Raw genomic sequence first — 21,388 nt, 5'->3', positions numbered from 1 at the left:
TTCAGTCGCTTGTTTGCCATTCTTAGTCCTCCGTTTCCTAACCTTAACGGTGGACCCATTCAGATGGGGAGGCTCAAGACCTTTGACGACGCGATCAATAGTTGAATGCCAAGGTGACCATACGGTGTAGCGATTGGCTGCTTGGGAGATCGTGCAGTAAACTCGGGGTTTCTTACGGTAGAACAGATGGCTGTCTTGAGGGTTTGGTCGCATCAGTTTGGGAGTGGTGAGTATGTCTCGCACCAGTGGGCAATGACCATCTCTAGCCAGCCTTATGACTGCTTCAAGATAACCTAAGCGTTCCATCGGTGGCATGGTGTACAACGTTTCGCCCATGCGAAGAGCGAGATCAAACTTCTCGATTTGCTGTCTGGCTTTATAAGCGCTGCTTGCAGCATTAGCAGGGACTTTGTGTCTCTCATGGCGCTTGCTGCTTGTCTTGCGGCATCTAGGTGAACAGAAGGTTTTGTTACTTCGATATTTAAACAATGCCCCACAAACAGGACAAAGGGATTGTGATGGAGAAGAGGTTTCCCCCGTCACCACTGATTCAAGTATTGCGTTCATATAGTGATAGGTTTTCTAGGATTAGAAACGGTAAACGATGAGTTCACCTTGTGCGCTTTGAGGTAGGCCAAGAGCGTTTGCTCTGGCAGCGACCTGTTGTGCGTTTGGTGCTCGCATAGTGAACAAGCGGTTCAGCTTTGTTTCACCTGTGATTGGGTCTGTAGTTTTGAAGCTGGCTTCGTAAGTAGACATGGGTAAGCCTCCAAGAAATTGGTGTTCAGTGTGGGTTAGGATGTGTGTGGGTGCAGGGTTACTTGAGAATGACTCTCAAGTAGAGGAGTGAGTAACGGCCATAAAAAGGGTGAGAATCCATTAACGTGTTAAGTATTTATTTTTGGTGAGTTCTCATATGCCGTGTTTGTGCCTAATGGAGGGTTTATTCCATAATCCTCAATTTGTTTGTTTGTGCCTAATGAGTACTTTATTCAGAATAGGTCGCCATTTGCCGTGTTTTCTCCTTATGGTAGGTTTTCTCCATACGGCAAGTTTATTCAGAGTAGGCCGTCATATGTGGTGTTATCTCAGTATGGAGGGTTAATTCTCCTTATGGGCATTTTATCCATCCACTCAGGTGACAGCGATCAACTGTGATGGTGTCGATTGTGCCTAATGAGGGGTTTATCCCCCAGTATCCTCACACTACTCCAGCCAACTCACAGTTAACCTCTTGTTAAATAAAGGTTCACTACGAGCATCAGTACTCTAACCAGCGTAAAGACTGCACTCTGACAGAGGGTTTAACCTTAGTTGACTTGTGGTGGCGCTGGGTAGGCTGTCGGTTCTGCTGTGGATGTACACAAGAGGGCCAAGGGGGGAAGGCAGTAGCGACGTATCGTTATATATGGATAGACATTTTGTGGACAAAAACTGTCGTTGAACTGCATTGTTTCGACACAAGAAACGAGAGCGATCGCCTGAGCTACATTTTGACGGGTGTACAATGGGTCAAAAAAATAATGTGGCAAAAACAAGGCGATGCGTGTACTGTCTCCTGGATTAAAACAACTTCATTTTTGGAGAATAAGGTGAAACATACACTAAAATTCGTGGCCCTTGGCACCTGTCTTTTGGGCTCGACCGCAATGGCTGGAACCGTTGATCTAAGTTCATGGGGTGCAGAAGGCGATGGGTCTTGGGCGCTTCAAGGTGTTAATAATGACGCAGTATACCAAAGCATCAATACACCAAAACCCGCCGCGTTCATTAATAAGATTGACAGTCAGGGTGCTGCCCTGAGCGGTAAAATTAAGGTCGATAATCCTTCTGGCGACGACGACTTTATCGGCTTTGTACTGGGCTTTGACACAGGTGATTTCGGAAGCGCTACCGCCGACTATCTGTTAATCGATTGGAAACGTAACGACCAATACGTCAGTGGCTGGGGTGATGGTGACAAAGGCCTCTCAATTTCTCGCGTTAGTGGAGCTCTGAGTGAAGCCGATGCATGGGCTCATACTGGTGCAGTTACTGAATTGGATAGAGGTACAAGTCTTGGAAATGTCGGCTGGTCTGAAGGAGTTGAGTACACATTTGACCTAATCTTCACTGCCAGTGCAGTTCAGGTGAAGGTAAATAATAGCTTAGAACTTAATATTGCCGGTTCTTTTGAGAACGGCTCCTTTGGTTTCTACAACTTCTCTCAAGCCAAGGTGACATATTCGGGCATTGAAGAAAATGAAGCAGTAATCTCTCCAGTTCCACTTCCAGCGGGTGGCTTCCTGCTACTGGCTGGCCTAGGTGGTCTTGGCGCACTGCGTCGTAAGAAAAAATCATAATTACAATTCTGTAGTTGGTTTAGAGGGCTTTCCTTCGGGGAGGCCCTTTTCTGTTGAAGGGAGAAAGGGCCAGCGTTTCCACCAGCCCCCCTAAATTCAACCCAAGCTAACTCACAGTAGAACTGGCGGCCTCGCCTCTGCAAACAGACTATCCGTTTGGAATACCCCGTCCACCCATAGCTCCGTCGCCAGAGGGTGCTTCTCGCCACCATTGAATAACTCATAAGCTGCCAACGTTTCCTTGAGGCGTTCAAGCAGGACTTCTTCTGTCTCAGGCTTTTTTGGCCCCATGTCGGACAACCAGTCGAACTCAGTCAGCGCAGAGACCAACACGGGGTCTCCTTGCAGTTTTGTGAACAGCAAACAGATACGTTCGTGCATGGCTTGAGTGATGGTAGTGCTTCCAAGATTCATCATTTTAGATATCCTTTTTGATGATGATAATTGTTGATTGATTTGAAGGTTCAGTTGGTGAGGGAAAGAGGTGTTTTGAGGCTTCCCCCAAGTTCAACGTGCAGAGCCTCGAAGGTCGTCTTTATGATCTCACTGAGATCGCCACGCTTGGCATAGACAGACAGGCCAATGTCTTCCTTGTTCGAGTGGCCCACAGCTAAGTTCCTTGCTTCTCTGGCGACCCCAGCGTTGACCAAAGCTGAAACGGCAGTTCGCCTGAAGGAATGTGTGTCCCATTGTGAGTGATCGCCACTAAGCCGCTTACGTGCAGCCTCAAGACCTTTGCCGAGATAGTGGCTTGGTCTCTTATCGTATCCACCTAGATTTTTCCTAGGGAACAACCTGCCCCTGTTCTCTGGGCAGCAAGGCTCAGTTGTTTCAGCCCTTATGATCGCTCTTCTTAGAAGATCACAATCATCATCACCGACAATCATGACAACACGGTTCCCCGCCTCTGTTTTGCTGTCATTGATGTGAATTGTAATGTGAGATTTATGGTCTTCGATCTCGGACAGGTAGCGCCCACAGATTTCATTCAGTCGGCATCCAGTTACCCAGAGCAAACGCACGGTGACATACATCTCGAACTGATACTTAAGACGGTCATTGTTAGTGATGTATTGAAGAAGGCTTTCAGCCTCCCTTCTGGTCACTGGTCTTAGCGTCTTCTCTCTTGGGTCGATCTTCTTCTTTTGACCTGCAACCCGTCGCAAGAGTGAGGAGAAAGGGTTTCGCATATCACTGTTGACCAACCCCCAATGATCCAGAACCCGCCAGTAGGACGCTAGGCAGGACTGATAGGATTGCAGAGACCGCGCTGAGAGTGGCTCACCTGTTCTTGATGAGTGCACAGTACGCAAATGATCCATGTAGGCCAGAGCCATTGCCCTGTTGATCTTGGACACCTCAGCATTACCAGAGAACAACTCGAAGCTTTCAAGGTGTTGTCTGTATCTGGCCTTGGTTGAGTTCTTGATTCCATCTGACTGAACAAGCCAACGATGAGAGGTCTCTCGGACTGTCGTTCCATCTAGAATCGAACCCTTGGCTACTTGGGTCTTCACAGGTTCTGGCGCGTTGCCCTGACCGACAGACGTAAGAATCTCTTCAAGTGCTTCTTTGCGTCGAACTAGGGCTTCCCCCAAGTCCTGAGTTCCAAGACCACGAACGATCTCTTTCTTGCCAATGATCGGTTGGTATTCGTTTGGGATAGCGATTCTTAGGGCGTACCCCCTGCCCCTCTTAAAGAGGCCATTGGGTAAACTTAGAGCCATAAAACAGGTTCCTTTCGTCGTTACATTCGACGAGAAAACCTATTGATTTCAATGAGTTCTGGTGCCCCCACACGGACTCGAACCGCGGACCTACTGATTACAAATCAGTTGCTCTACCAGCTGAGCTATAGGGGCACTTTTCAGCACGGCACCCTACTAATGCCCTACTAAAATTTTATCAACCACTTTAACTCACTGATCTGAAAGCGGGTTCTGGCGACGACCGCATAATTACAAATCAGTTGCTCTACCAGCTGAGCTATAGGGGCACTCGGCGACGGTTTAAGCAGATTGCACGGCGCCCGCAAGAGAAAAAATGTCAGCGATTTGCACGGGCCAGAAGCCCGACGGCGATCATGCCGACCGCGACAATCAAAATCGCCCCGGGGCTCGCGTCTCCGAGGTTTTCAAGGCTGGCCTGATCGTGCACGCGCGTCGCCAGTGTATCAAAGTTGAACGGGCGCAAAAGCATGGTTGCGGGCAGCTCTTTGACGCAATCCACAAAGACCAGGAGCAAAGCCGACCCAACCGACGTGCGGATCAGGGGAAAATATACTTCGCGCAGCGTTTGCCCCCGGGTTCGCCCCAGCGACCGGGCAGCCATCGGCAAACTGGGTGAAACACGACCCATCGCGCCGTCGGCGGCCCCTTGGGCAATGGCAAAAAAGCGCACGCAATAGGCGAGCACCAAGGCAAAGGCTGATCCTGTCAGCAACAGCCCAGTGTCAAACCCAAGGGTTTCGAGAAAATCGGCAAGTTTATGGTCGATTACCGCCAATGGGATGAGGATACCCACGGCGAGAACCGCGCCCGGAGCGGCATAGCCAATGGTGGTCAATGGCAACAGCAGCTTCGGCAGGCTACGCCCTGACAGACGCACACCGTAGACGAGGAAAACGCCCGCCAGAACAGTGACAATTGCCGCAACACACCCTACGGCAACGGTGTTCACAAGCGCGCGTATAAGGTCGGGATCCGCCCAGCGCTCGGCATTGCCCATGGCGTGCGACAGGATTACGCTCACGGGCAGCACGAAGCCGATAGAAAACGGCACGAGGCAGGCCGCGGTTGCAACCCATCCCCACCGCGCGCCTATGGGTGTTTGTGTTGGAGGACGATGGCGTGTGGTCAGCGAAAAAAACTGCAGTTTGCGGCGGCTGGATTTCTCTAACGTCACCAGAAAGATGACCAGCAGGAGAACCACACAGGCGATCTGTGCGGCGCCGCCAGCATTGTTGCTTTCCAGCCAAACACTGAAGATTCCAGTGGTCAGGGTTTGCACTGCAAAGTAATCGACGGTGCCAAAGTCGTTAACCGTCTCCATCATCACGATGGCGGTTCCGGCTGCAATGGCCGGGCGCGCCAAGGGCAAACCGACCCGCCGAAACCGGGTTAAAGCCCCCGCACCGAGGGATTGTGCCACTTCTTCTCCGGCGCCCGATTGCTCTCGGAAAGCCGCCCGCGCAAGGATATAGACATAAGGATAGAGTGCAGCTGACAAAACGATCACGGCCGCACCCATCGACCGGATTTCGGGGAACCAATAGTCGCGGGCCGACTGCCATCCGAACACCGCCCGCATGCCGGTTTGCACCGGGCCTGCGTATTCCAGAAAGTCCACCAAAGCATAAGCGCCGACATAGGCCGGGATTGCGAGCGGAAAGAGCAAGGCCCATTGCAGCCACGTCACGCCCGGGAAACTGTACCGGCTGACTAGCCAAGCGGCGCCGGTGCCCATACTGGCTGTGACAAGCCCGACGCTCAGCATCAAGATCATCGTGTTTTGCAGATATCGTGGTAACGTGGTTGAGATCAAATGACCCCAGATATTCTCGGTGGGGTTGAGTGCCATCCAGAAAACGGCAAGGATCGGCGCCAACACGATAATACAGATGACAACGGCCCCGATCGACCAAGGGCTGAACTCACGAAGGGACCACCCTTTGCGGGATGCGACTGTATGCGTCTGTGTCATGCCCCCTCTGTTGCCTGAATCTGGTTTCACTGTCCAGAAACGAAGGTATAATAATCTGCACGAACAAAGGAAGTCCGGCCAAACATGCAGATTGTTCTTCACATAGGCGCCCATTTTACCGATGAGGGCAAACTGCTAAAGTCACTCGGCAAGAACCGCGAGCACTTCTCGGAGCACGGGATTTCTCTGCCAAAGCCGCGCAGTTATCGCACCAATATTCGCAAAACGCTGAACGATGTGCATTCGGTGCGCAACAGCGAGGCCCGCGAAGCCATCTTGCTGGGTATGATCGATGAATCCGTGGACAGTCCCGACCGGGTCATTCTGTCAAACGACAATTTCATCTGCGTGCCGCGTATGGCAGTTCGGCTGAACCTCTACTACCCCAATGCGGACGAGCGGCTTGCTGATCTATGCAACCTGTTTCACGGCGACGACATCGAGATTTTTATGTCAATCCGAAATCCCGCGACCTACTTGCCAGCCTTGCTGGCAGGAATTCCCGAAGAAAACTCGGAAGAATTGACCGAAGGATTGGTGGCCACGGCGCTGCGCTGGTCTGAAACGATCCGACGTATTCGAAAGGCTCTGCCCAACGTCTCGCTGACGGTCTGGTGCAATGAAGATACGCCTATCATCTGGGAAGAATTGCTGCGGGAAATGTCCGGTCTCGAGGCAACGCAACCCTTGGCAGGCGGCGATGATCTGTTGAACGAGATCATGTCACCCGAAGGCATGGACCGCTACGCGGACTACCTCGAGAAACATCCCGACCTCAATCAAATGCAAAAACGCCGCGTGATTGCGGCGTTTCTGGACAAGTTTGCCTTGGACGAAGAAGTCGAGGAAGAGCTGGACTTCCCCGGCTGGACGGATGAGTTCATCGAAGCGCTGACGGACATCTATGACGAAGACGTCTATGAGATTTCGCGCATCCCCGGTGTGACACTGATCACGCCCTAGGCCGTATTGGCCCTCAGGCCATGCCCAGCGCTTCTTTGTACATCGACAAAACCGCTTCTTCTTCGGCGATGTCATCGGAATCGCGTTTGCGAAGGGCAATAACTTTGCGCATCACCTTGGTATCATAGCCCCGCCCCTTGGCCTCGGCCATCACCTCTTTTTGCTGATCGGCGATGTCTTTCTTTTCCATTTCCAGGCGCTCAAAACGCTCAATGAACTGGCGCAGCTCGTCTGCAGTCACACGATAAGAGGCGTCGGGGGAATACTCGTTCATGGGGGCTCCTTGGGGCTCGAACCATCGGGGGTCGGGGCCAGACCCTAGCTCCCCTGCCCGCGCCCCGCAAGCGGGCTTTTGGCCTTACGGCAGGAATTGCTCTTTGCAGGGTGCTTGCGATGGTGCACGCAATCCTTTAGGCGGTGGGCAATTGTCAGAAGGAGTGGCACATGGACTGGTTAATCTGGGGCGGCGCATTGGTGTCGTTGTTGGGACTTGCAGGGCTGATCCTGTCCATCGTCAAGGTTGCCAAGGCGCGCAAGGCCGGGCTGTCCGATGAAGACTTGCGGGCGGCAGTACAAAAAGTTGTGCCTTTGAACATGGGGTCGCTGTTCTTGTCTGTGATTGGCCTGATGATGGTGATCCTGGGCATTTTCCTCGGCTGAGGATCAAGCGTTCAGGCTGGCAAACCCCTGCCCGTTCTTAATAAACTCTGAAAAAATCGGATCGGCGGTCCAGAACTCAGGCGCGTCCGGCGTAAAGCTGTCCAAATCGCGGCGCAGCGGCAAAAGCCCTACCAGATCTGCCGCCATCATCGGCCCCCCGCGCCACCTTGGGAACCCAAAGCCATGCACCATGACCGCGTCGATATCCGAAGGTCTATCGGCCATCTCTGCTCGCAACAGTCTGGCGCCCTCATTGGCCATCGCGGCAAGGCAACGTCTTTGAATTTCCTCGGGCTTAAACCCGCGTGCTGAAAAACCTTTGCTTTCCCGCTCTGCGCGGATCAGCGCAACAACGTCTGGATCCTGAACACCGTCGGGCGCGGTTTCGGAATAGAGGTAATATCCACGACCCGATGCACGCCCCAACCGCCCCGCTTCACACAGGCGATCCCCGATCGCGACATAGCGTGCTGCCGGGTCTCGGGTTTCGGCCTGACGTTTGCGTTGCTCCCAAGAGGGCGCCAGACCTTCGGCGTCCAGCGCGCGGTACGGCCCCATCGCCATCCCCCAGTCCTGCATGGCCTCATCAATAAGATAGGGCGTTGCTCCCTCTTCCAGCATCATGTCTGCCGCCAGTCGATAGGCCGCCTGAATCCGATTGCCAATGAACCCGCCACCAACACCTGTACGGACCGGAATCTTGCCAAGTCTGCGCGCCAGCGACACCGCTGTGGCTACAACCTCAGGCGCGGTCTCTTCTCCAACAGCAACTTCGACCAGACGTTCCTTGTTCGCCGGGGCAAGGAAATGCAAGCCCAGGACATCCTGCGGGCTTCCGGTTTCCCGGGCCATACGATTGACGTCCAGATAGGACGTGCTGGTCGCAAGAATAGCCTTTTCCTTTATGACACCGTCGAGCTGCGCAAAGACCGCCAACTTGGTTTGCATGTCTTCCGGAACCGCTTCGACCACCAGATCCACTTCGGCCAAGGCTACAAAATCATCTGCCCCCTTGAGGGCCGCGCGTTGGCGATCCCGCAACCGTGCGCTGATCTCTTCACGCGCAACGGATTGTGCAAATGTGGCATCGATCTTGGACATGGCCTCTGACAGGGCGGGCCCGTTACGTTCAACCAACACCACAGGCAGCCCCACTTTGAGGCAGGCCAGCGCAAGACCGCGTCCCATATCGCCGCCGCCAACAATCCCAACAGACGTCACGCCGCGTGGATTAACATCGCCAAGCCCCGGGAACTTTGTCGCGCGGCGCTCCGCAAAATGCGCATGACGCAGGGCCGCGGACTGATCGGACGTCACCAGTGTTTCAAAAGCCGCCTGCTCAAAGGCCAACCCCTGTTCAAATGGCAAAAGAGCCGCTGCTTCGACGCAGGACACTATCTCTTGTGGCGCGCGCTCGAGTGTCTCGGCAAACTCTGCCCGGCGTCTTGCTACCTCGCGCTGATAGGCCATGGGATCGGCAAAGCCAGCCACACTCTGCCGGGTTGGGACCAGCCTGTGTGCCTCGGCCACATGTTCCTTGGCAAAACAAATGGCCTGCTGTCGCAGGTTTCCATGCAGCAGATGGTCAATGAACACCTCGGCGCGCGGATCATTGGCCCGCATCGGCTGACCCGAAAGCATCAGGTCCAGTGAGTGTTCTGCCCCTGCCAGACGCGGCGCGCGTTGCGTTCCACCTGCGCTGGGGACAAGGCCCAAAGTCGTCTCGGGAAATCCGAACCGGGCGGCCGGTGATGCAACGCGTAGATGGGCGGCAAGTGCCATTTCAAATCCACCACTCATGGCCGAACCGTGCAGAGCCGCAATCACCGGCTTTGAGGCCGCTTCAATCTTGTCGCAAACATCAGTCAACTGTGGTGCCTGTTGAGGGCCGTCAAATTCCGCCAGATCGGCACCCGCCGAGAACGTCCGGCCAGCCCCCATCAATACGATCGCTTGAACGACAGGATCTTCTACGGCCCGGGTCAAAGCGTCGAAAACCCCGCGCCGCACCTCTGGTGACAGCGTGTTGGCTGGCGGATTGTCCAACATCAAAATCGCGACACCATCCTCGACCGAATAGCTAACACTTCCTGCCATCTTTGCCCTCCCGGCGCGCGTCCGTTTTACACTTACCAATACGGACCCCTAAGGCTGAGTTTACGCGCAGCGCCGCCCCATGCAAGAACGCAAAAGAAAAGCGTCCGGAACAATCCGTTCCGAACGCCGTTAAAAAACACAAATATGCAGATCTCAGACCGGCATGTTGTCAAACACATCTTCGACCTCTTCGTCGACCAATTCCAGGTCAAGGTCGCGCAGATAGGCGGGGACATGCCCGCCTTGCAGGCGAATGTTCTCAAGCGCGCGGTGCAGCTTTTGATGCAGCTGATAGCGCAGATCACCTTCGGTGCCTTTGATCTCTTCTGAAATGTCGCGGGCCTGACGCAGCAGTTCCTCCACGGTCATAGGTATCTCCTCCTCAAATTGGTCAATGCGCAACGGCGCCTGCACAGTTCCGACAAAGCGGCGTATCAGGCAAGACATCCAAGCGTTCGGGCGAAATGTCTTCGCCGCAACGCGCGCAAAAGCCGTATTCTTCATCGCGAATGCGCTGAAGTGCTGCCCGAATACGCAGAATCTCATCTTGTCCGCTTTGGCCAAGCTGTTCGAGAACCTCATCGCCTTCGCGTTCCACAGCTGACTCTTCCCAGTCCTTGGAGTGGGGTTCGTCCAACTCAGCTTCAATCGCATGAAGACGGGTGTCGAGTTCGGACAAGCGCTTGAGCAATGCAGCTTTTCTCGCGGCAATATCGGTCATGGTAGTATCCTTAATTGGGCAATGAAACATTGACATGACAGCGCCAAAAAAGCCTTGATTTAGGTCAACAGAATTTCGTGCTTGAAACATATGCAATAAGCAATATATGTTTCTCAAATGGAGGATTCTCGATGACACCCGACGTAAAAGCCTTTTTTGACGACGCCACCAATACGATCTCTTTCATCGTGAAGGATCCAGAAGGATCATCCTGCGCGATCATCGATAGCGTGCTGGATTTTGACTATTCCTCAGGCCGCACAGATACCAAATCCGCGGATGAGGTCATTGCCTTTGTCAAAGACCAGGCCCTGACGGTGGAATGGCTGCTTGAAAGCCATGTCCATGCAGACCACCTGTCCGCGGCCCCCTACATTCAGGAACAAGTAGGCGGCAAGATCGGCATCGGCAAGAACATCACCATGGTGCAGGACACCTTCGGCAAAGTCTTTAACGAAGGCACCGAGTTTCAGCGCGATGGCAGCCAATTTGACCGGCTGTTCACCGAAGGTGACACGCTGATGATCGGCCAGATGCGCGTTGATGTGCTGCACACACCCGGCCACACGCCAGCCTGTCTGACCTATGTGATCGGTGACGCGGCCTTTGTTGGCGACACGCTGTTCATGCCAGATTTTGGAACGGCGCGGTGTGATTTCCCGGGCGGGTCATCTGAGACGCTTTACAACTCGATCCAGAAAATCCTCGCTCTGCCGGACGAGACCCGCATCTTTGTCGGCCACGACTATAAGGCACCGGGCCGCGATGAGTACGCATGGGAAACCACAGTTGGCGAGCAAAGGGCCCGCAATATTCATGTGGGTGAAGGCCGGGACAAGGAAACATTCGTCGAAATGCGCGACACGCGCGACGCGACACTGGCCATGCCCAAGCTGATCATCCCATCGCTGCAGGTCAATATGCGTGCCGGACAAATGCCCGAAGCCGATGAGCAGGGCGACGTCTTTTTGAAAGTGCCGGTCAACAAGCTTTAACCCCGGACAAGAGGCCAGACGGGACGCGAACCTGTCTGGGTGACCTCATCACACAAGACCCCATCAGGGACGAACAAAGGAAACGCAATGTTGAACTCTATTCCAGTGGACTGGATCTGGGGCCTCGTTGGTGGGCTGATTATCGGCACTGGCGGCGCGGTCTATCTATTGGCCAATGGCCGCATCATGGGTGCCAGTGGTATTATCGGCGGGCTGGTGGATGGCTCCGGGCGCAATTCGGCGGCCGAGCGTATGGCCTTTCTGGTTGGTGTCTTCCTGTTGCCAATCCTGATCAAGCCGTTCTACCGCCCCTTTGAGACCCATGCTTCGGAAAACCTTGCTGTTCTGGTAGCCGCAGGACTTTTGGTGGGCATCGGCACCCGTATGGCCAATGGCTGCACCTCAGGGCATGGGGTGTGTGGAATTTCCCGGCTGTCCTTGCGCGGAATCGTGGCCACAGTGTTTTACATCGGCGCCGGGGGCCTTACGGTCGTTCTGTTCCGACATCTGTTGGGAGTGATCTGATGCAACGCTTGATTTTCGCTTTCATCTCTGGAGGGCTCTTTGGCACGGGCCTGTTTGTGTCAGGCATGACCGACACCAGCAAGGTTCAGGGCTGGCTGGATGTCTTTGGCAACTGGGACCCAACTTTGGCCTTTGTCATGGGCGGCGCCATGGTTCCGATGGCCATCGCATGGCTTTTAACACGCGAGCGTAAACCTTTGGTGGGCGGAGAGTTTCCGGCACCTTCCGAGCCGAAACTGGGCCGTAACCTTGTATTGGGCTCGGTGATGTTCGGGGCTGGTTGGGGTCTTGCAGGGCTCTGCCCCGGCCCAGCCGTTGCCTCGCTCAGCTATGGCGGTTGGCCGCATTGGGTCTTTTTCATCGCCATGCTGGCCGGCATGTGGGCGGCACCTTCGGTACGCACAAGGCTGGACAAGGCCATACCGGCCACGTAACGGGAGACCCCATGCAACTTCGTCAAGTGACCCCCCGCTATTTCGTTTCGCCGCAAATCTCTCCCGAGGATGCGGCGACCCTGGCCGATGCAGGCTTTACCCATGTGATCTGCAACCGCCCAGACCCGGAAGTTCCCCCCAGCCATCAGGCTGCGGCGATAGGTGCCGCCGTAGAAGCCGCCGGGCTGACCTTTGTGGTGAACCCCTTGACCCATGACACCATGACCCCGGATCGCGCGGCCTTGCAGCGCGACACGCTTGAGACGTCAGCGGGTAAGGTTCTGGCCTATTGTGCCTCTGGCACGCGCTCAACTGTGGTTTGGACGCTTGGACATGTCGCAGATTTGGGGACGGATGGCGTTCTTCAGGCCGCTGCCGAGGCAGGCTATGACCTTTCTGCCTTGCGCCCTCGTCTTGAGATGATCGCGCAGGGTTAGGCCGCTAGACGGGCTTCAAAACGTCCCCCATCTCCACTTCTGCAAGCAATTCGTCCAAGCCCTCGGGCGGTGTTGGCGATCCGGGCGGTTCACTGTCATCCGGTGGCCCCAGCGTGACGGCCTCAGCAATGTCTGAGCTCGGGGTAGTCTCAATCAGATGGGACTCTGTGGTGTCGATGGGCGGGGGCGAATTGCCCTTGATCCGTACAGCCCGAAACCCGTTCAACTGCCCGAGCGCCACTAGTATCGCACTGTCGCCGCCCACCGCCTCAAGCCCCGCATTTCTCAGACTGTCGGGCGGAATCGGCAATGTGTCGCCGGGGTTCAGAGATTGCAGCTGGCTAAGTGGCAGAGCAAGTCGTGCAATAACGGCCTCTAATTGCGCCGGAGACGCCAGAACACCAGCGCGTACCGTGGCCCCGGAAACATCGCTCTTGTCAGTTACTTGATCTGCCAGACACTCTTGCGGGACATCGCCAAAGCCAAAGATCAATTGCCCCGCGCGCTGTCCTGTCCCGATGTCCAGCTCTTGGACAAAAACATGGTAACCACTGACCGGCAGGGTCAGCATCAGCGATCGGCGATCCGGAACCATTGCGCCAAATCCAACGCCCTGCCCCCAAGAGGTCATGCCTGCATCGCACAAACTGGCCCCAAACCGGGCCAGGGCAACATCCACAAAAGGGGCAATCAAGGCCGCATCCACACGGGTTGCCTCTCGGTCAGTTGACTGCGTTGAAAAGATGCGGCCAATGGTTTGATTCTCGACAATGCCTCCAACGATGGGCAGCGTCACCGCCAGAAAGCCCGGCGCAGGCCCCTCCAACACAGCAAAAAGCGCGCGTTCCGGCAAAACCTCTTTAACCTCATCATGGGGCAGATAACTGCATTCCGCCCCCGTGACCTCCATCGGTAACGACAGCGCCTTGTCGGCAGCCTGCGCACAGGCCAGTTGCAACGTTGCCGCGACAGATGGCACGCGATTTGGCGCGCGCGCTTCTGTTGTCATCCTGCGCAGGACAGAGCTTTCAATATCGCTGGCCATCAATCCCTGCCGCCTATCCGTGCGTGAGTGCCGGTCAGCGCTCAGGCTAGGGCAAACTGGTTACCAGACCCTTTCCAGCAGTGTTATTCAGCCGCCGCCGCTTGCGAAACAGGCAGGATAACCCGGAATGCGGCGCCGCCCTGTCCCGGCAGATAGCTGACCGAGCCTTCCAAACGCGCCATGATCTCGCGACAAATAGCCAGGCCCAGCCCGGCTCCACCGGCTTTCATCGAGCCGACACGCGCGAATTTTTCAAATATCACAGCTTGGTCGTCTTTGCTGATGCCAACCCCATTGTCGATGAAATCAATGACCAGCTCGCCATTGTTGATGCCCACCGAAATGGCCAGTTCCGGGGCATCCGCCACGCAATATTTTTGCGCGTTGCCAATCAGATTGATAAAGACCTGACTGAGGCGATCCAGGTCAGAGTTGAGTGGAACCATTTCCTGACTGCGTTGACGCCGAACGATCAACGGTTTTCCGGTGCTGCCAGTCAGCGCCGAAGACACCGCGTGATCCAGAACATCCATCAGCATCCCGCGCTGCATGTTCAGATTAACCTGTCCGTTTTCCAGCACGCTCAGGTCCAGCAAATCATCCAAAAGCCGTGTCAGTCGGATCGCTTCGTCATGAATGATCGACGAGTATTTCACCTTTTCTTCGGCACTCAGCTTGTTGCTGTCGCGCAGGATTTCCGAGAATGCACGGATCGACGTCATAGGCGTGCGCAACTCGTGGCTGACCTGCCCAAGAAAGGCGTCTTTTTGAACCGATATTTGCGTCAGCTTTTCATTTGCCTGTCGCAGTTGGCGTGCGGTGCGGGCCTGTTCTTCGGATTTGGTTTCCAGCTGGTTCGAATACTCCATCATCTGCGCGGTTTCATCCGCCACAGCCATCAGGTCTTCGACCGAAACCGAGGCGCCCCCGACAATCTGTCCAATCATCGCGTGTGCCGTCGCCGCACCAACCGAGCCTGACAGCTCGCGCTCAAGAACCTGCAGGAAATCCGGACTAGGCTCAGGCAGAAAGCCGGTAACACCCTGTCGTCCGGCTTCGCGTTCAAACAACGTCTGCGCTTCACGCGCCCCCAGAATTCGCTGCGCCATGATCATCAGATCTTCGCTTTGCGCAGCACTCCCGCTCCACCCCTGCGGTCGACGCGAATGTTCGTAAACATTGACGAATTGAGCGCCCTGCAGCCGCTCCAAAGGTGACGGGAACCCAATAAGGGATGCAACAAAGAATGTGAGCGTATTCAGAGACATAGACCAAACAATGGCATGTACCAACGGGTCCATTCCCTCAATACCAAAAAACGCCTGGGGACGAAGCCAGCTGATCCCAAACGGGCCATTCAGCATCACGGCCTCGGAAATCAACGCGCCGCTTCCAAAGCTGGGCAACAAAAGCGCATAGGCCCAGACCACAAACCCGACCGTCAGCCCGACAAAGGCGCCGATCCGCGTGGCGCCGCGCCAGAACAGTCCGCCCAAAAGCACTGGCAAGAACTGCGCAACACCCGCAAAGGAGATCAAGCCGATAGAGGCCAGCGCCGTCCCACCGCCCGACAGACGGAAATAGAGGTACCCCAGCGCGACAACGCCCGCGATGGAAATTCGGCGTGACAGGATTACGACGTTGCGCACGTCGCCTGAAATCTTGGCCCCGCCCCCGGTTGCTGACAGCCAGATCGGCATCACAATGTGGTTTGAAACCATCGTCGACAGGGCCAGCGCAGCAACGATCACCATCGACGTGGCTGAAGAAAAGCCTCCGAGGAACGACAACATCGCGAGGCCTTCGTTGCCCGTGGCCAAAGGCAGTGTCAGCACGAAAAGGTCAGGGTTTGATCCTTTGGGCAACAGGTCCAAACCCACGACCGCAATCGGCACCACGAACAGGCTCATGACCATCAGGTAGGCCGGAAAAGCCCAGGATGCGGTGCGTAAATGGCTCTCGCGGTCATTCTCAACGACCATCACCTGAAACATCCTTGGCAGGCAGAGAAAGGCCGCGGCTGACAGGAAAATCAACGACGCCCAACGGTCCCCGCGCATTTCCCATTTGCCAATTTCCGAGGCGTCGATCCGTTGCAGGGTTTCCGCCAACCCGCCACCAACGCCCCATACAACAAAGGCACCCACTGCCAAGAGGGCAAAAAGCTTGACGATAGCTTCCACCGCGATGGCGATCACGACACCATGGTGGCGTTCGTTGACATCAAGGTTGCGGGTGCCGAACAGAATGGTGAACAATGCCAGCCCCATGGCCACCCACAGCGCAGTGGAATCCTGATCCAGCAACTCCGTCGGCGGCACATGGCTTTCGCTAAAAACCGAAAAGCTAAGCGTAACCGACTGAAGTTGCAGAGCAATATAGGGTGTCGTACCAATCACGGCGAGGATCGTGACCCCAACCGCCAAAAGGTTCGATTTGCCATAACGCGATGAGATCAGATCCGCGATCGAGGTCACCCGCTGGCTGCGTCCGATGCGGACCAGCTTGCGGAGGATCCACCACCACCCAACCATCACCAAGGAAGGGCCGATATAGATCGTCAAGTACTCGAGACCCGAGCGCGCGGCATATCCAACCGCGCCGTAAAAGGTCCAGGCGGTGCAATAGATAGACAGGGACAGTGTGTAAACAAGCGGCGACCGTAGCCAGCCCCCATGCCCCTGCCGCGCTGCACGTTCCGCTGCAAACGCAATGGCGAACAAAAACGTCACATAGATCAGACAGACCGAAACCAGAATATTCAGCGTCGCCATTTAGTCGTCGCTTTCCTGGGGGTGTTCGTCGGCCGACTTCAACAAACGGGCTAAAACCGCGCTGAGCAACACCATGCCCAGCCACACACCAAACAGATAGATAATCGCAACCGAGGTCGAGATGTCACTGTCAGGCCCGCTTTTCCACAAAAGCGGTACAGCCCATAACAGCGCCCCGATCACCGGCAGCATGCGAACCATGTCAATCAGACGGCGGCGGCGATAGCTTTGCCGCTCAAGAAACAGTGGCGTGCGCCTCTCGTTCACGACACGACAAGCTCGCGCACAGCTTCGAGCACCTCAGCATTGGAAAAGGGTTTGGTCATAAAGCGGCTGGCTCCGGCGCGTTCGGCCATCTCGCGGTCTTTTGTCTGGCCGCGCGCGGTCAGCATCAGCACCGGCAACGATGCCGCTCCGTTGGTCTCGCGCAGTTCTTTCAGAATGTCATATCCGCTCTTGCCCGGAAGCATCACGTCCAAAATCAACAGGTCCGGTGGATCGTCGAGCACCACGTCCACCGCGTCATGCCCATTAGAATGTGTCGCCACACTCCAGCCGTCGCGCGACAGAATAAAACTGATCGCCTCGATAATATTCGGCTCATCCTCAATGAGAAGAACTCGTTTCCCCATCCGGTTATCCCTCCCCGAACGCGTATATATCGCGTTTTAGTGATCTTATCTGTCTGCCGGGAGATTCCAAGCTAAATCCCGTCGACGAGGATTGAGGGCTCGCGTCGCCCCGCGCAATTCTCGCTGGGGCAGACGCGGCAGGTTGATCCAACCTCGCGCGCGTTCTCAACCGTACTTGCGGCTGGCACGACAAGCATAAGGGCCCGGTAAAGCGGGTCTTCGTTAAAGCCAACTGCCCCGACGGCCTCGGCGATGGCATAGCATTCGAACTGGCGCGCCTCACGGCCCGTAACCGTCACACGCCGCTGAATTGGGTGCATTGGGCGTGTCAGAGCCTGAAACAGCGGCCACTTGGGACAGGCTGCTGAGAACCGCGGCACCGGAAAGCCCTCAACCGGTTTGCGCAGCATCAGGGTGCCCGATGTGTCACACATCACAAGGCCAACCGGATCGGGCAACAGATCATTGGAGAGAATTGCGACCCTGCGGAACACCACGGCCATCTCAACACGGAACTTCCGGGCAAGCGCCTGCAGATCCAGCCCGTTCTCTTGCAAACAGGCGGCAACATCATCGCGCGGCATTTTGCGGGCGTCGGAGCGCAACTGCTTAAGCACACCCGAGGCTGAAACCCGCGACGCCTGGGTTGTCAACTGCGGTTGCTCCGCAACAAAGGCCTCGATGTCGTCGCTTTCTTCCTCAAGCTGCGGAAAGCGATAGTCATGTGCCGCCAGCATCAGTTCGACCTCTTCCATCGGCGAAGACAACGCGGCATCCGCATCCCCTGCCCCGTCAAGATATTCGACCAACCGCTGAGAGCTTTCCGCAAGCCGCTGGCTGTCTTCGTTGATGTTGCGGTGAAACCGGTTGCGCCACTCTGGTTCAATTTCCTTGGTATCGGCCAGAATACCGGCGGTCGAACGGATTGCTGTCACCATAGTCAGCATCTCGTGCATCGACGTGGCCAGATGTGGGTCATGGGTCAGGCGATCGGTCAGCGTGGCTGCCGTGCGTTCAAGTGTTGCAATTCGGCGGTGATCTTCAGCGATCAATTCGGCCCAGCCCGGAAATCGCCCGGCAAACTCGTCAATACGGTCCAGTTCGGGCTGCACCGTGCCAGCATCCGCTGCGGCCTCGCGCAGGGTGGAAATCAAGGCGGCCTCGGCACCTTCGCTTAGCAAGGAAGGTTCCACACCAAGCACGCCCGCAATATCGACAAGCAGTTTCCCGCCGATTCTGCGGCGGTTGTGCTCAATCAAATTAAGGTAAGATGCCGATATTCCAACCTGCCGGGCCAAATCCGACTGTCGCATCCCAGCCATTGCACGACGCTCGCGGATACGACTGCCAGTCAAAGTGTCGCGGGACATGTGGTTTTCCTCGTGCTTTTCAATGGCTTTCCGCGTTGCAGAATAATTTCTTTACAACGCATGCCGTGGTATTGTGGATTACTTTACAAAAAAATTGTTACTTTGAAAGCAGTTGTTGCGAAGTTTTCTGTCTCTCCCCGATAATGAATTTGCACAAATGTGCCTTTTGGCGTGGAGGAGGAGCCCGCGTCATTTTTACCAAACGGGAGGATTACATGTCCAAAACCACTATGACACGTCGCGGCGTGCTTAAGACCGGCGCAGTTGCAGGCGCTGGCGTTGCACTGCCCACCATTTTCACGGCGTCGTCCGCAGCTGCTTACACAAACGAGCCAACCGGTTCGAGCGTGACTCTGGGCTTCAACGTACCCCAGACGGGTCCGTATGCTGACGAAGGCAATGATGAACTTCTGGCCCAACAGCTGGCCGTTGAGCACCTGAACGGCGAAGGCGACGGCGGCTGCCTGAACACCTTTACGTCGAAAGCTCTCAAGGGTAACGGCATCCTGGGTAAGAAGGTTGAGTTCGTCACAGGCGACACGCAGACCAAATCAGACGCTGCCCGCGCATCGGCCAAGTCGATGATCGAAAAAGACGGCGCTATCATGATCAACGGCGGTTCGTCCTCGGGCGTTGCCATCGCGGTTCAGGGTCTCTGCCAAGAGGCAGGCGTGATCTTCATGGCTGGCCTGACCCACTCGAACGACACCACCGGTAAGGACCGTAAAGCAAATGGCTTCCGCCACTTCTTTAACGCCTATATGTCCGCCGCCGCGCTGGCCCCTATCCTTGAAAAGGAACTGGGTGCAGATCGTCGTGCCTATCACCTGACCGCTGACTACACATGGGGTTGGTCGCAGCAGGAATCGATCGCAGCAGCGACCGAAGCCATGGGCTGGGAAACCGTCAACAACGTACTGACACCGCTGGCATCGACGGACTTCTCGTCCTACATCGCGCCAGTTCTGAACTCGGGCGCCGACGTTCTGGTTCTGAACCACTACGGTGGTAACATGGTGAACTCGCTGACCAACGCGATCCAGTTCGGCATGATGGAAAAAGTCGTGAACAACAAAGACTTCAAAATCGTTGTTCCTCTTTATTCTGAACTGATGGCCGCTGGTGCGGGCGAGAACATCAAAGGCGTGTTCGGCTCGATGAACTACAACTGGCAGCTTCAGAACGAAGGTTCCAAGCAGTTCGTGAAGTCGTTCGGTGAGAAGTACGGCAAGCCGCCGTCCAACTCGGCGCAGACCTGCTATGCACAGACCCTGCTTTATGCAGATGCTTGTGAGCGTGCCGGTACGTTTAACCCATGTGGTGTTGCAGAAGCCCTCGAAGGCTTCGAATTCGACGGCCTGGGCAACGGTAAAACGATGTATCGCGCAGACGACCACCAGTGCTTCAAGGACGTTCTGGTTGTGAAGGGTGCAGAGAACCCAACCAACCAATACGACACCCTGGAAATCGTCGAGGTCACACCTGCCGAGCAAGTTACCTATGCTCCGAACCACCCAATGTTTGGTGGTGACGAAGCGTCGCTGGGTACTTGCAACGCCGGTTAATACCGACAAACCAATCTGCCGATCGCGCCCTTGCGCGGTCGGCACCGCGATCGTCGAGGGAGTGATCCCCGACCGCGCCATTTAAACGTCACAGGTGGGAATTATGGACGCGATCCTCCTTCAGATTCTGAACGGGCTCGACAAGGGCTCTGCCTATGCGCTGATTGCGCTTGGGCTTACACTCATTTTCGGTACGCTGGGGGTTGTTAACTTTGCCCACGGCGCGCTGTTCATGATCGGTGCTTTCTGCGCCGTCACTCTGCAGCGCTTTCTCAGCCTGAGCTATCAGACAGTCAGCGAAACTGAGAAAGACTTTCTCGGCAACCCGCTGAAGGTCGAAACACCTTATGTTGAAAGCTGGTTCGGACCAGAAATCGGCGCGTCCATCATCGACTGGTCAACACCCTTGGCCATTCTGCTCGCGATTCCGATCATGATGCTTGTTGGTCTGATCATGGAACGCGGCCTGATCAAGCACTTCTATAAGCGTGAGCATGCCGACCAGATCCTTGTGACTTTTGGCCTGGCCATCGTGCTTCAGGAAATCGTCAAATATTACTTTGGTGCGAACCCGATCCAAACCCCGGCCCCCGATGCACTTTCGGGCGTGGCCAATCTGGGTGCCTGGTTCGGCCTGGAGCTGGCTTATCCGGTTTGGCGGATTGTCTACTTCTGCTTCGCTGCGCTCGTCATTTTTGGTGTGTTTGCCTTCCTGCAGTTCACGACCTTTGGCATGGTAGTTCGTGCCGGTATGGCCGACCGCGAAACCGTGGGCCTTTTGGGCATCAACATCGACCGCCGCTTTACGATCATGTTTGCCATAGCCGCCGCCGTGGCGGGATTGGCAGGCGTCATGTACGCGCCGATTAATCCGCCAAATTACCACATGGGCATGGACTTTCTGGTTCTGAGTTTTGTGGTTGTTGTGGTCGGTGGCATGGGCTCGTTGCCCGGCGCCGTTCTGGCAGGATTTATGCTGGGTATTCTGGAAAGCTTCGCCTCAACCACCTGGGCGACAACGACCATCCCCGGCATCAACCAGATTATCATCTACCTTGTCGCCATCATCGTGCTTCTCACCCGTCCACGCGGGCTGATGGGTCGCAAAGGCGTGATGGAGGAATAA

At 55.6% G+C, this 21,388-nt stretch carries 21 protein-coding genes and 1 tRNA gene; 9 read left to right on the top strand and 13 right to left on the bottom strand.

Annotated elements, in window-relative coordinates; genetic code table 11:
* Window positions 1-1,421 precede the first annotated feature (1,421 nt).
* The gene (locus Q0932_RS14855) at window positions 1,422-2,342 is read left to right on the top strand and encodes a VPLPA-CTERM sorting domain-containing protein (RefSeq protein WP_299354703.1); all 921 of its coding nucleotides are present in this window, start codon (window positions 1,422-1,424) and stop codon (window positions 2,340-2,342) included.
* 111 nt (window positions 2,343-2,453) lie between these two features.
* Here the strand turns inward: Q0932_RS14855 and Q0932_RS14850 are convergent, their stop codons facing one another.
* From Q0932_RS14850 to Q0932_RS14835, 4 genes are all read right to left on the bottom strand, one after another.
* Window positions 2,454-2,759, bottom strand: coding sequence for a hypothetical protein (locus Q0932_RS14850; protein ID WP_299354700.1), 306 nt, complete (start codon window positions 2,757-2,759; stop codon window positions 2,454-2,456).
* A 47-nt stretch (window positions 2,760-2,806) separates the two neighbouring features.
* A complete protein-coding gene (locus Q0932_RS14845) occupies window positions 2,807-4,069 on the bottom strand; it encodes a tyrosine-type recombinase/integrase (RefSeq protein ID WP_299354697.1) in 1,263 nt (420 codons plus the stop codon).
* A gap of 59 nt (window positions 4,070-4,128) precedes the next feature.
* Window positions 4,129-4,204, bottom strand: a tRNA-Thr gene (locus tag Q0932_RS14840).
* Between the two features lie 184 nt (window positions 4,205-4,388).
* The gene (locus Q0932_RS14835; RefSeq protein WP_299354694.1) at window positions 4,389-6,044 is read right to left on the bottom strand and encodes an iron ABC transporter permease; all 1,656 of its coding nucleotides are present in this window, start codon (window positions 6,042-6,044) and stop codon (window positions 4,389-4,391) included.
* A gap of 84 nt (window positions 6,045-6,128) precedes the next feature.
* On the opposite strand from Q0932_RS14835, the gene Q0932_RS14830 reads away from it, so the two are divergent.
* Window positions 6,129-7,007 (top strand): hypothetical protein, encoded by an 879-nt coding sequence (locus tag Q0932_RS14830; RefSeq protein WP_299354691.1) that lies wholly within the window; start codon window positions 6,129-6,131, stop codon window positions 7,005-7,007.
* Window positions 7,008-7,020: 13 nt separating this feature from the next.
* Here Q0932_RS14830 and Q0932_RS14825 read toward each other — a convergent pair whose 3' ends face one another.
* On the bottom strand, window positions 7,021-7,281 hold the full coding sequence (locus Q0932_RS14825; protein ID WP_299354688.1) for a DUF2312 domain-containing protein: 261 nt from the start codon (window positions 7,279-7,281) through the stop codon (window positions 7,021-7,023).
* Between the two features lie 170 nt (window positions 7,282-7,451).
* On the opposite strand from Q0932_RS14825, the gene Q0932_RS14820 reads away from it, so the two are divergent.
* Window positions 7,452-7,667: a hypothetical protein gene (locus Q0932_RS14820; RefSeq protein ID WP_299354685.1), complete on the top strand. Its 216-nt coding sequence runs from the start codon at window positions 7,452-7,454 to the stop codon at window positions 7,665-7,667.
* 3 nt (window positions 7,668-7,670) lie between these two features.
* On the opposite strand, the gene Q0932_RS14815 is transcribed toward Q0932_RS14820, so the two are convergent.
* The 3 genes from Q0932_RS14815 to Q0932_RS14805 all read right to left on the bottom strand — a co-directional run bounded on the left by Q0932_RS14815 (window position 7,671) and on the right by Q0932_RS14805 (window position 10,485).
* Window positions 7,671-9,764, bottom strand: coding sequence for a 3-hydroxyacyl-CoA dehydrogenase NAD-binding domain-containing protein (locus Q0932_RS14815; protein ID WP_299354682.1), 2,094 nt, complete (start codon window positions 9,762-9,764; stop codon window positions 7,671-7,673).
* 153 nt (window positions 9,765-9,917) lie between these two features.
* Entirely contained in the window at window positions 9,918-10,133 is a 216-nt protein-coding gene (locus Q0932_RS14810; protein ID WP_299354679.1) for a hypothetical protein, read from the bottom strand.
* Window positions 10,134-10,155: 22 nt separating this feature from the next.
* Window positions 10,156-10,485, bottom strand: coding sequence for a TraR/DksA C4-type zinc finger protein (locus Q0932_RS14805; RefSeq protein WP_299354675.1), 330 nt, complete (start codon window positions 10,483-10,485; stop codon window positions 10,156-10,158).
* A gap of 131 nt (window positions 10,486-10,616) precedes the next feature.
* Here Q0932_RS14805 and Q0932_RS14800 point away from each other — a divergent pair, with 131 nt between their 5' ends.
* From Q0932_RS14800 to Q0932_RS14785, 4 genes are all read left to right on the top strand, one after another.
* The gene (locus tag Q0932_RS14800) at window positions 10,617-11,480 is read left to right on the top strand and encodes an MBL fold metallo-hydrolase (protein WP_299354673.1); all 864 of its coding nucleotides are present in this window, start codon (window positions 10,617-10,619) and stop codon (window positions 11,478-11,480) included.
* A 99-nt stretch (window positions 11,481-11,579) separates the two neighbouring features.
* Window positions 11,580-12,005, top strand: a complete 426-nt coding sequence (locus Q0932_RS14795; protein ID WP_299354728.1) for a YeeE/YedE thiosulfate transporter family protein — start codon at window positions 11,580-11,582, stop codon at window positions 12,003-12,005.
* Window positions 12,005-12,439: a DUF6691 family protein gene (locus tag Q0932_RS14790; RefSeq protein ID WP_299354670.1), complete on the top strand. Its 435-nt coding sequence runs from the start codon at window positions 12,005-12,007 to the stop codon at window positions 12,437-12,439. Before Q0932_RS14795 ends, Q0932_RS14790 begins: the two co-directional genes overlap by 1 nt.
* Before the next feature lie 11 nt (window positions 12,440-12,450).
* Window positions 12,451-12,876, top strand: coding sequence for a TIGR01244 family sulfur transferase (locus Q0932_RS14785; RefSeq protein ID WP_299354667.1), 426 nt, complete (start codon window positions 12,451-12,453; stop codon window positions 12,874-12,876).
* A gap of 4 nt (window positions 12,877-12,880) precedes the next feature.
* On the opposite strand, the gene Q0932_RS14780 is transcribed toward Q0932_RS14785, so the two are convergent.
* From Q0932_RS14780 to Q0932_RS14760, 5 genes are all read right to left on the bottom strand, one after another.
* Window positions 12,881-13,921, bottom strand: coding sequence for a FliM/FliN family flagellar motor switch protein (locus tag Q0932_RS14780; protein ID WP_299354664.1), 1,041 nt, complete (start codon window positions 13,919-13,921; stop codon window positions 12,881-12,883).
* A gap of 83 nt (window positions 13,922-14,004) precedes the next feature.
* Window positions 14,005-16,695 (bottom strand): ATP-binding protein, encoded by a 2,691-nt coding sequence (locus Q0932_RS14775; protein ID WP_299354661.1) that lies wholly within the window; start codon window positions 16,693-16,695, stop codon window positions 14,005-14,007.
* Window positions 16,696-16,962, bottom strand: coding sequence for a hypothetical protein (locus Q0932_RS14770; protein ID WP_299354658.1), 267 nt, complete (start codon window positions 16,960-16,962; stop codon window positions 16,696-16,698).
* On the bottom strand, window positions 16,959-17,327 hold the full coding sequence (locus tag Q0932_RS14765; protein ID WP_299354655.1) for a response regulator: 369 nt from the start codon (window positions 17,325-17,327) through the stop codon (window positions 16,959-16,961). The genes Q0932_RS14770 and Q0932_RS14765 overlap by 4 nt, the downstream gene beginning before the upstream one ends.
* Window positions 17,328-17,398: 71 nt before the next feature.
* On the bottom strand, window positions 17,399-18,697 hold the full coding sequence (locus Q0932_RS14760) for a helix-turn-helix transcriptional regulator (RefSeq protein ID WP_299354652.1): 1,299 nt from the start codon (window positions 18,695-18,697) through the stop codon (window positions 17,399-17,401).
* A 215-nt stretch (window positions 18,698-18,912) separates the two neighbouring features.
* Between Q0932_RS14760 and Q0932_RS14755 the strand changes: the two genes are divergently transcribed.
* Together Q0932_RS14755 and Q0932_RS14750 are read left to right on the top strand one after the other, a co-directional pair.
* Window positions 18,913-20,262: a substrate-binding protein gene (locus tag Q0932_RS14755; RefSeq protein ID WP_299354650.1), complete on the top strand. Its 1,350-nt coding sequence runs from the start codon at window positions 18,913-18,915 to the stop codon at window positions 20,260-20,262.
* 103 nt (window positions 20,263-20,365) lie between these two features.
* On the top strand, window positions 20,366-21,388 hold the full coding sequence (locus Q0932_RS14750; protein WP_299354647.1) for a branched-chain amino acid ABC transporter permease: 1,023 nt from the start codon (window positions 20,366-20,368) through the stop codon (window positions 21,386-21,388).

This window comes from uncultured Shimia sp., from assembly GCF_947498095.1.
GTDB lineage: Bacteria > Pseudomonadota > Alphaproteobacteria > Rhodobacterales > Rhodobacteraceae > Shimia.
Note: the sequence above shows the minus strand (reverse complement) of the source record. Positions and strands in the feature narration are given on the sequence as shown.

Bases quoted from the DNA above. Each gene is read 5' to 3' on its own strand.
- Q0932_RS14850 (WP_299354700.1), bottom strand. From the start codon at position 2,759: ATGATGAATCTTGGAAGCACTACCATCACTCAAGCCATGCACGAACGT.
- Q0932_RS14845 (WP_299354697.1), bottom strand. From the start codon at position 4,069: ATGGCTCTAAGTTTACCCAATGGCCTCTTTAAGAGGGGCAGGGGGTAC.
- Q0932_RS14835 (WP_299354694.1), bottom strand. From the start codon at position 6,044: ATGACACAGACGCATACAGTCGCATCCCGCAAAGGGTGGTCCCTTCGT.
- Q0932_RS14830 (WP_299354691.1), top strand. From the start codon at position 6,129: ATGCAGATTGTTCTTCACATAGGCGCCCATTTTACCGATGAGGGCAAA.
- Q0932_RS14825 (WP_299354688.1), bottom strand. From the start codon at position 7,281: ATGAACGAGTATTCCCCCGACGCCTCTTATCGTGTGACTGCAGACGAG.
- Q0932_RS14820 (WP_299354685.1), top strand. From the start codon at position 7,452: ATGGACTGGTTAATCTGGGGCGGCGCATTGGTGTCGTTGTTGGGACTT.
- Q0932_RS14815 (WP_299354682.1), bottom strand. From the start codon at position 9,764: ATGGCAGGAAGTGTTAGCTATTCGGTCGAGGATGGTGTCGCGATTTTG.
- Q0932_RS14810 (WP_299354679.1), bottom strand. From the start codon at position 10,133: ATGACCGTGGAGGAACTGCTGCGTCAGGCCCGCGACATTTCAGAAGAG.
- Q0932_RS14805 (WP_299354675.1), bottom strand. From the start codon at position 10,485: ATGACCGATATTGCCGCGAGAAAAGCTGCATTGCTCAAGCGCTTGTCC.
- Q0932_RS14800 (WP_299354673.1), top strand. From the start codon at position 10,617: ATGACACCCGACGTAAAAGCCTTTTTTGACGACGCCACCAATACGATC.
- Q0932_RS14790 (WP_299354670.1), top strand. From the start codon at position 12,005: ATGCAACGCTTGATTTTCGCTTTCATCTCTGGAGGGCTCTTTGGCACG.
- Q0932_RS14785 (WP_299354667.1), top strand. From the start codon at position 12,451: ATGCAACTTCGTCAAGTGACCCCCCGCTATTTCGTTTCGCCGCAAATC.
- Q0932_RS14780 (WP_299354664.1), bottom strand. From the start codon at position 13,921: ATGGCCAGCGATATTGAAAGCTCTGTCCTGCGCAGGATGACAACAGAA.
- Q0932_RS14775 (WP_299354661.1), bottom strand. From the start codon at position 16,695: ATGGCGACGCTGAATATTCTGGTTTCGGTCTGTCTGATCTATGTGACG.
- Q0932_RS14765 (WP_299354655.1), bottom strand. From the start codon at position 17,327: ATGGGGAAACGAGTTCTTCTCATTGAGGATGAGCCGAATATTATCGAG.
- Q0932_RS14760 (WP_299354652.1), bottom strand. From the start codon at position 18,697: ATGTCCCGCGACACTTTGACTGGCAGTCGTATCCGCGAGCGTCGTGCA.
- Q0932_RS14755 (WP_299354650.1), top strand. From the start codon at position 18,913: ATGTCCAAAACCACTATGACACGTCGCGGCGTGCTTAAGACCGGCGCA.
- Q0932_RS14750 (WP_299354647.1), top strand. From the start codon at position 20,366: ATGGACGCGATCCTCCTTCAGATTCTGAACGGGCTCGACAAGGGCTCT.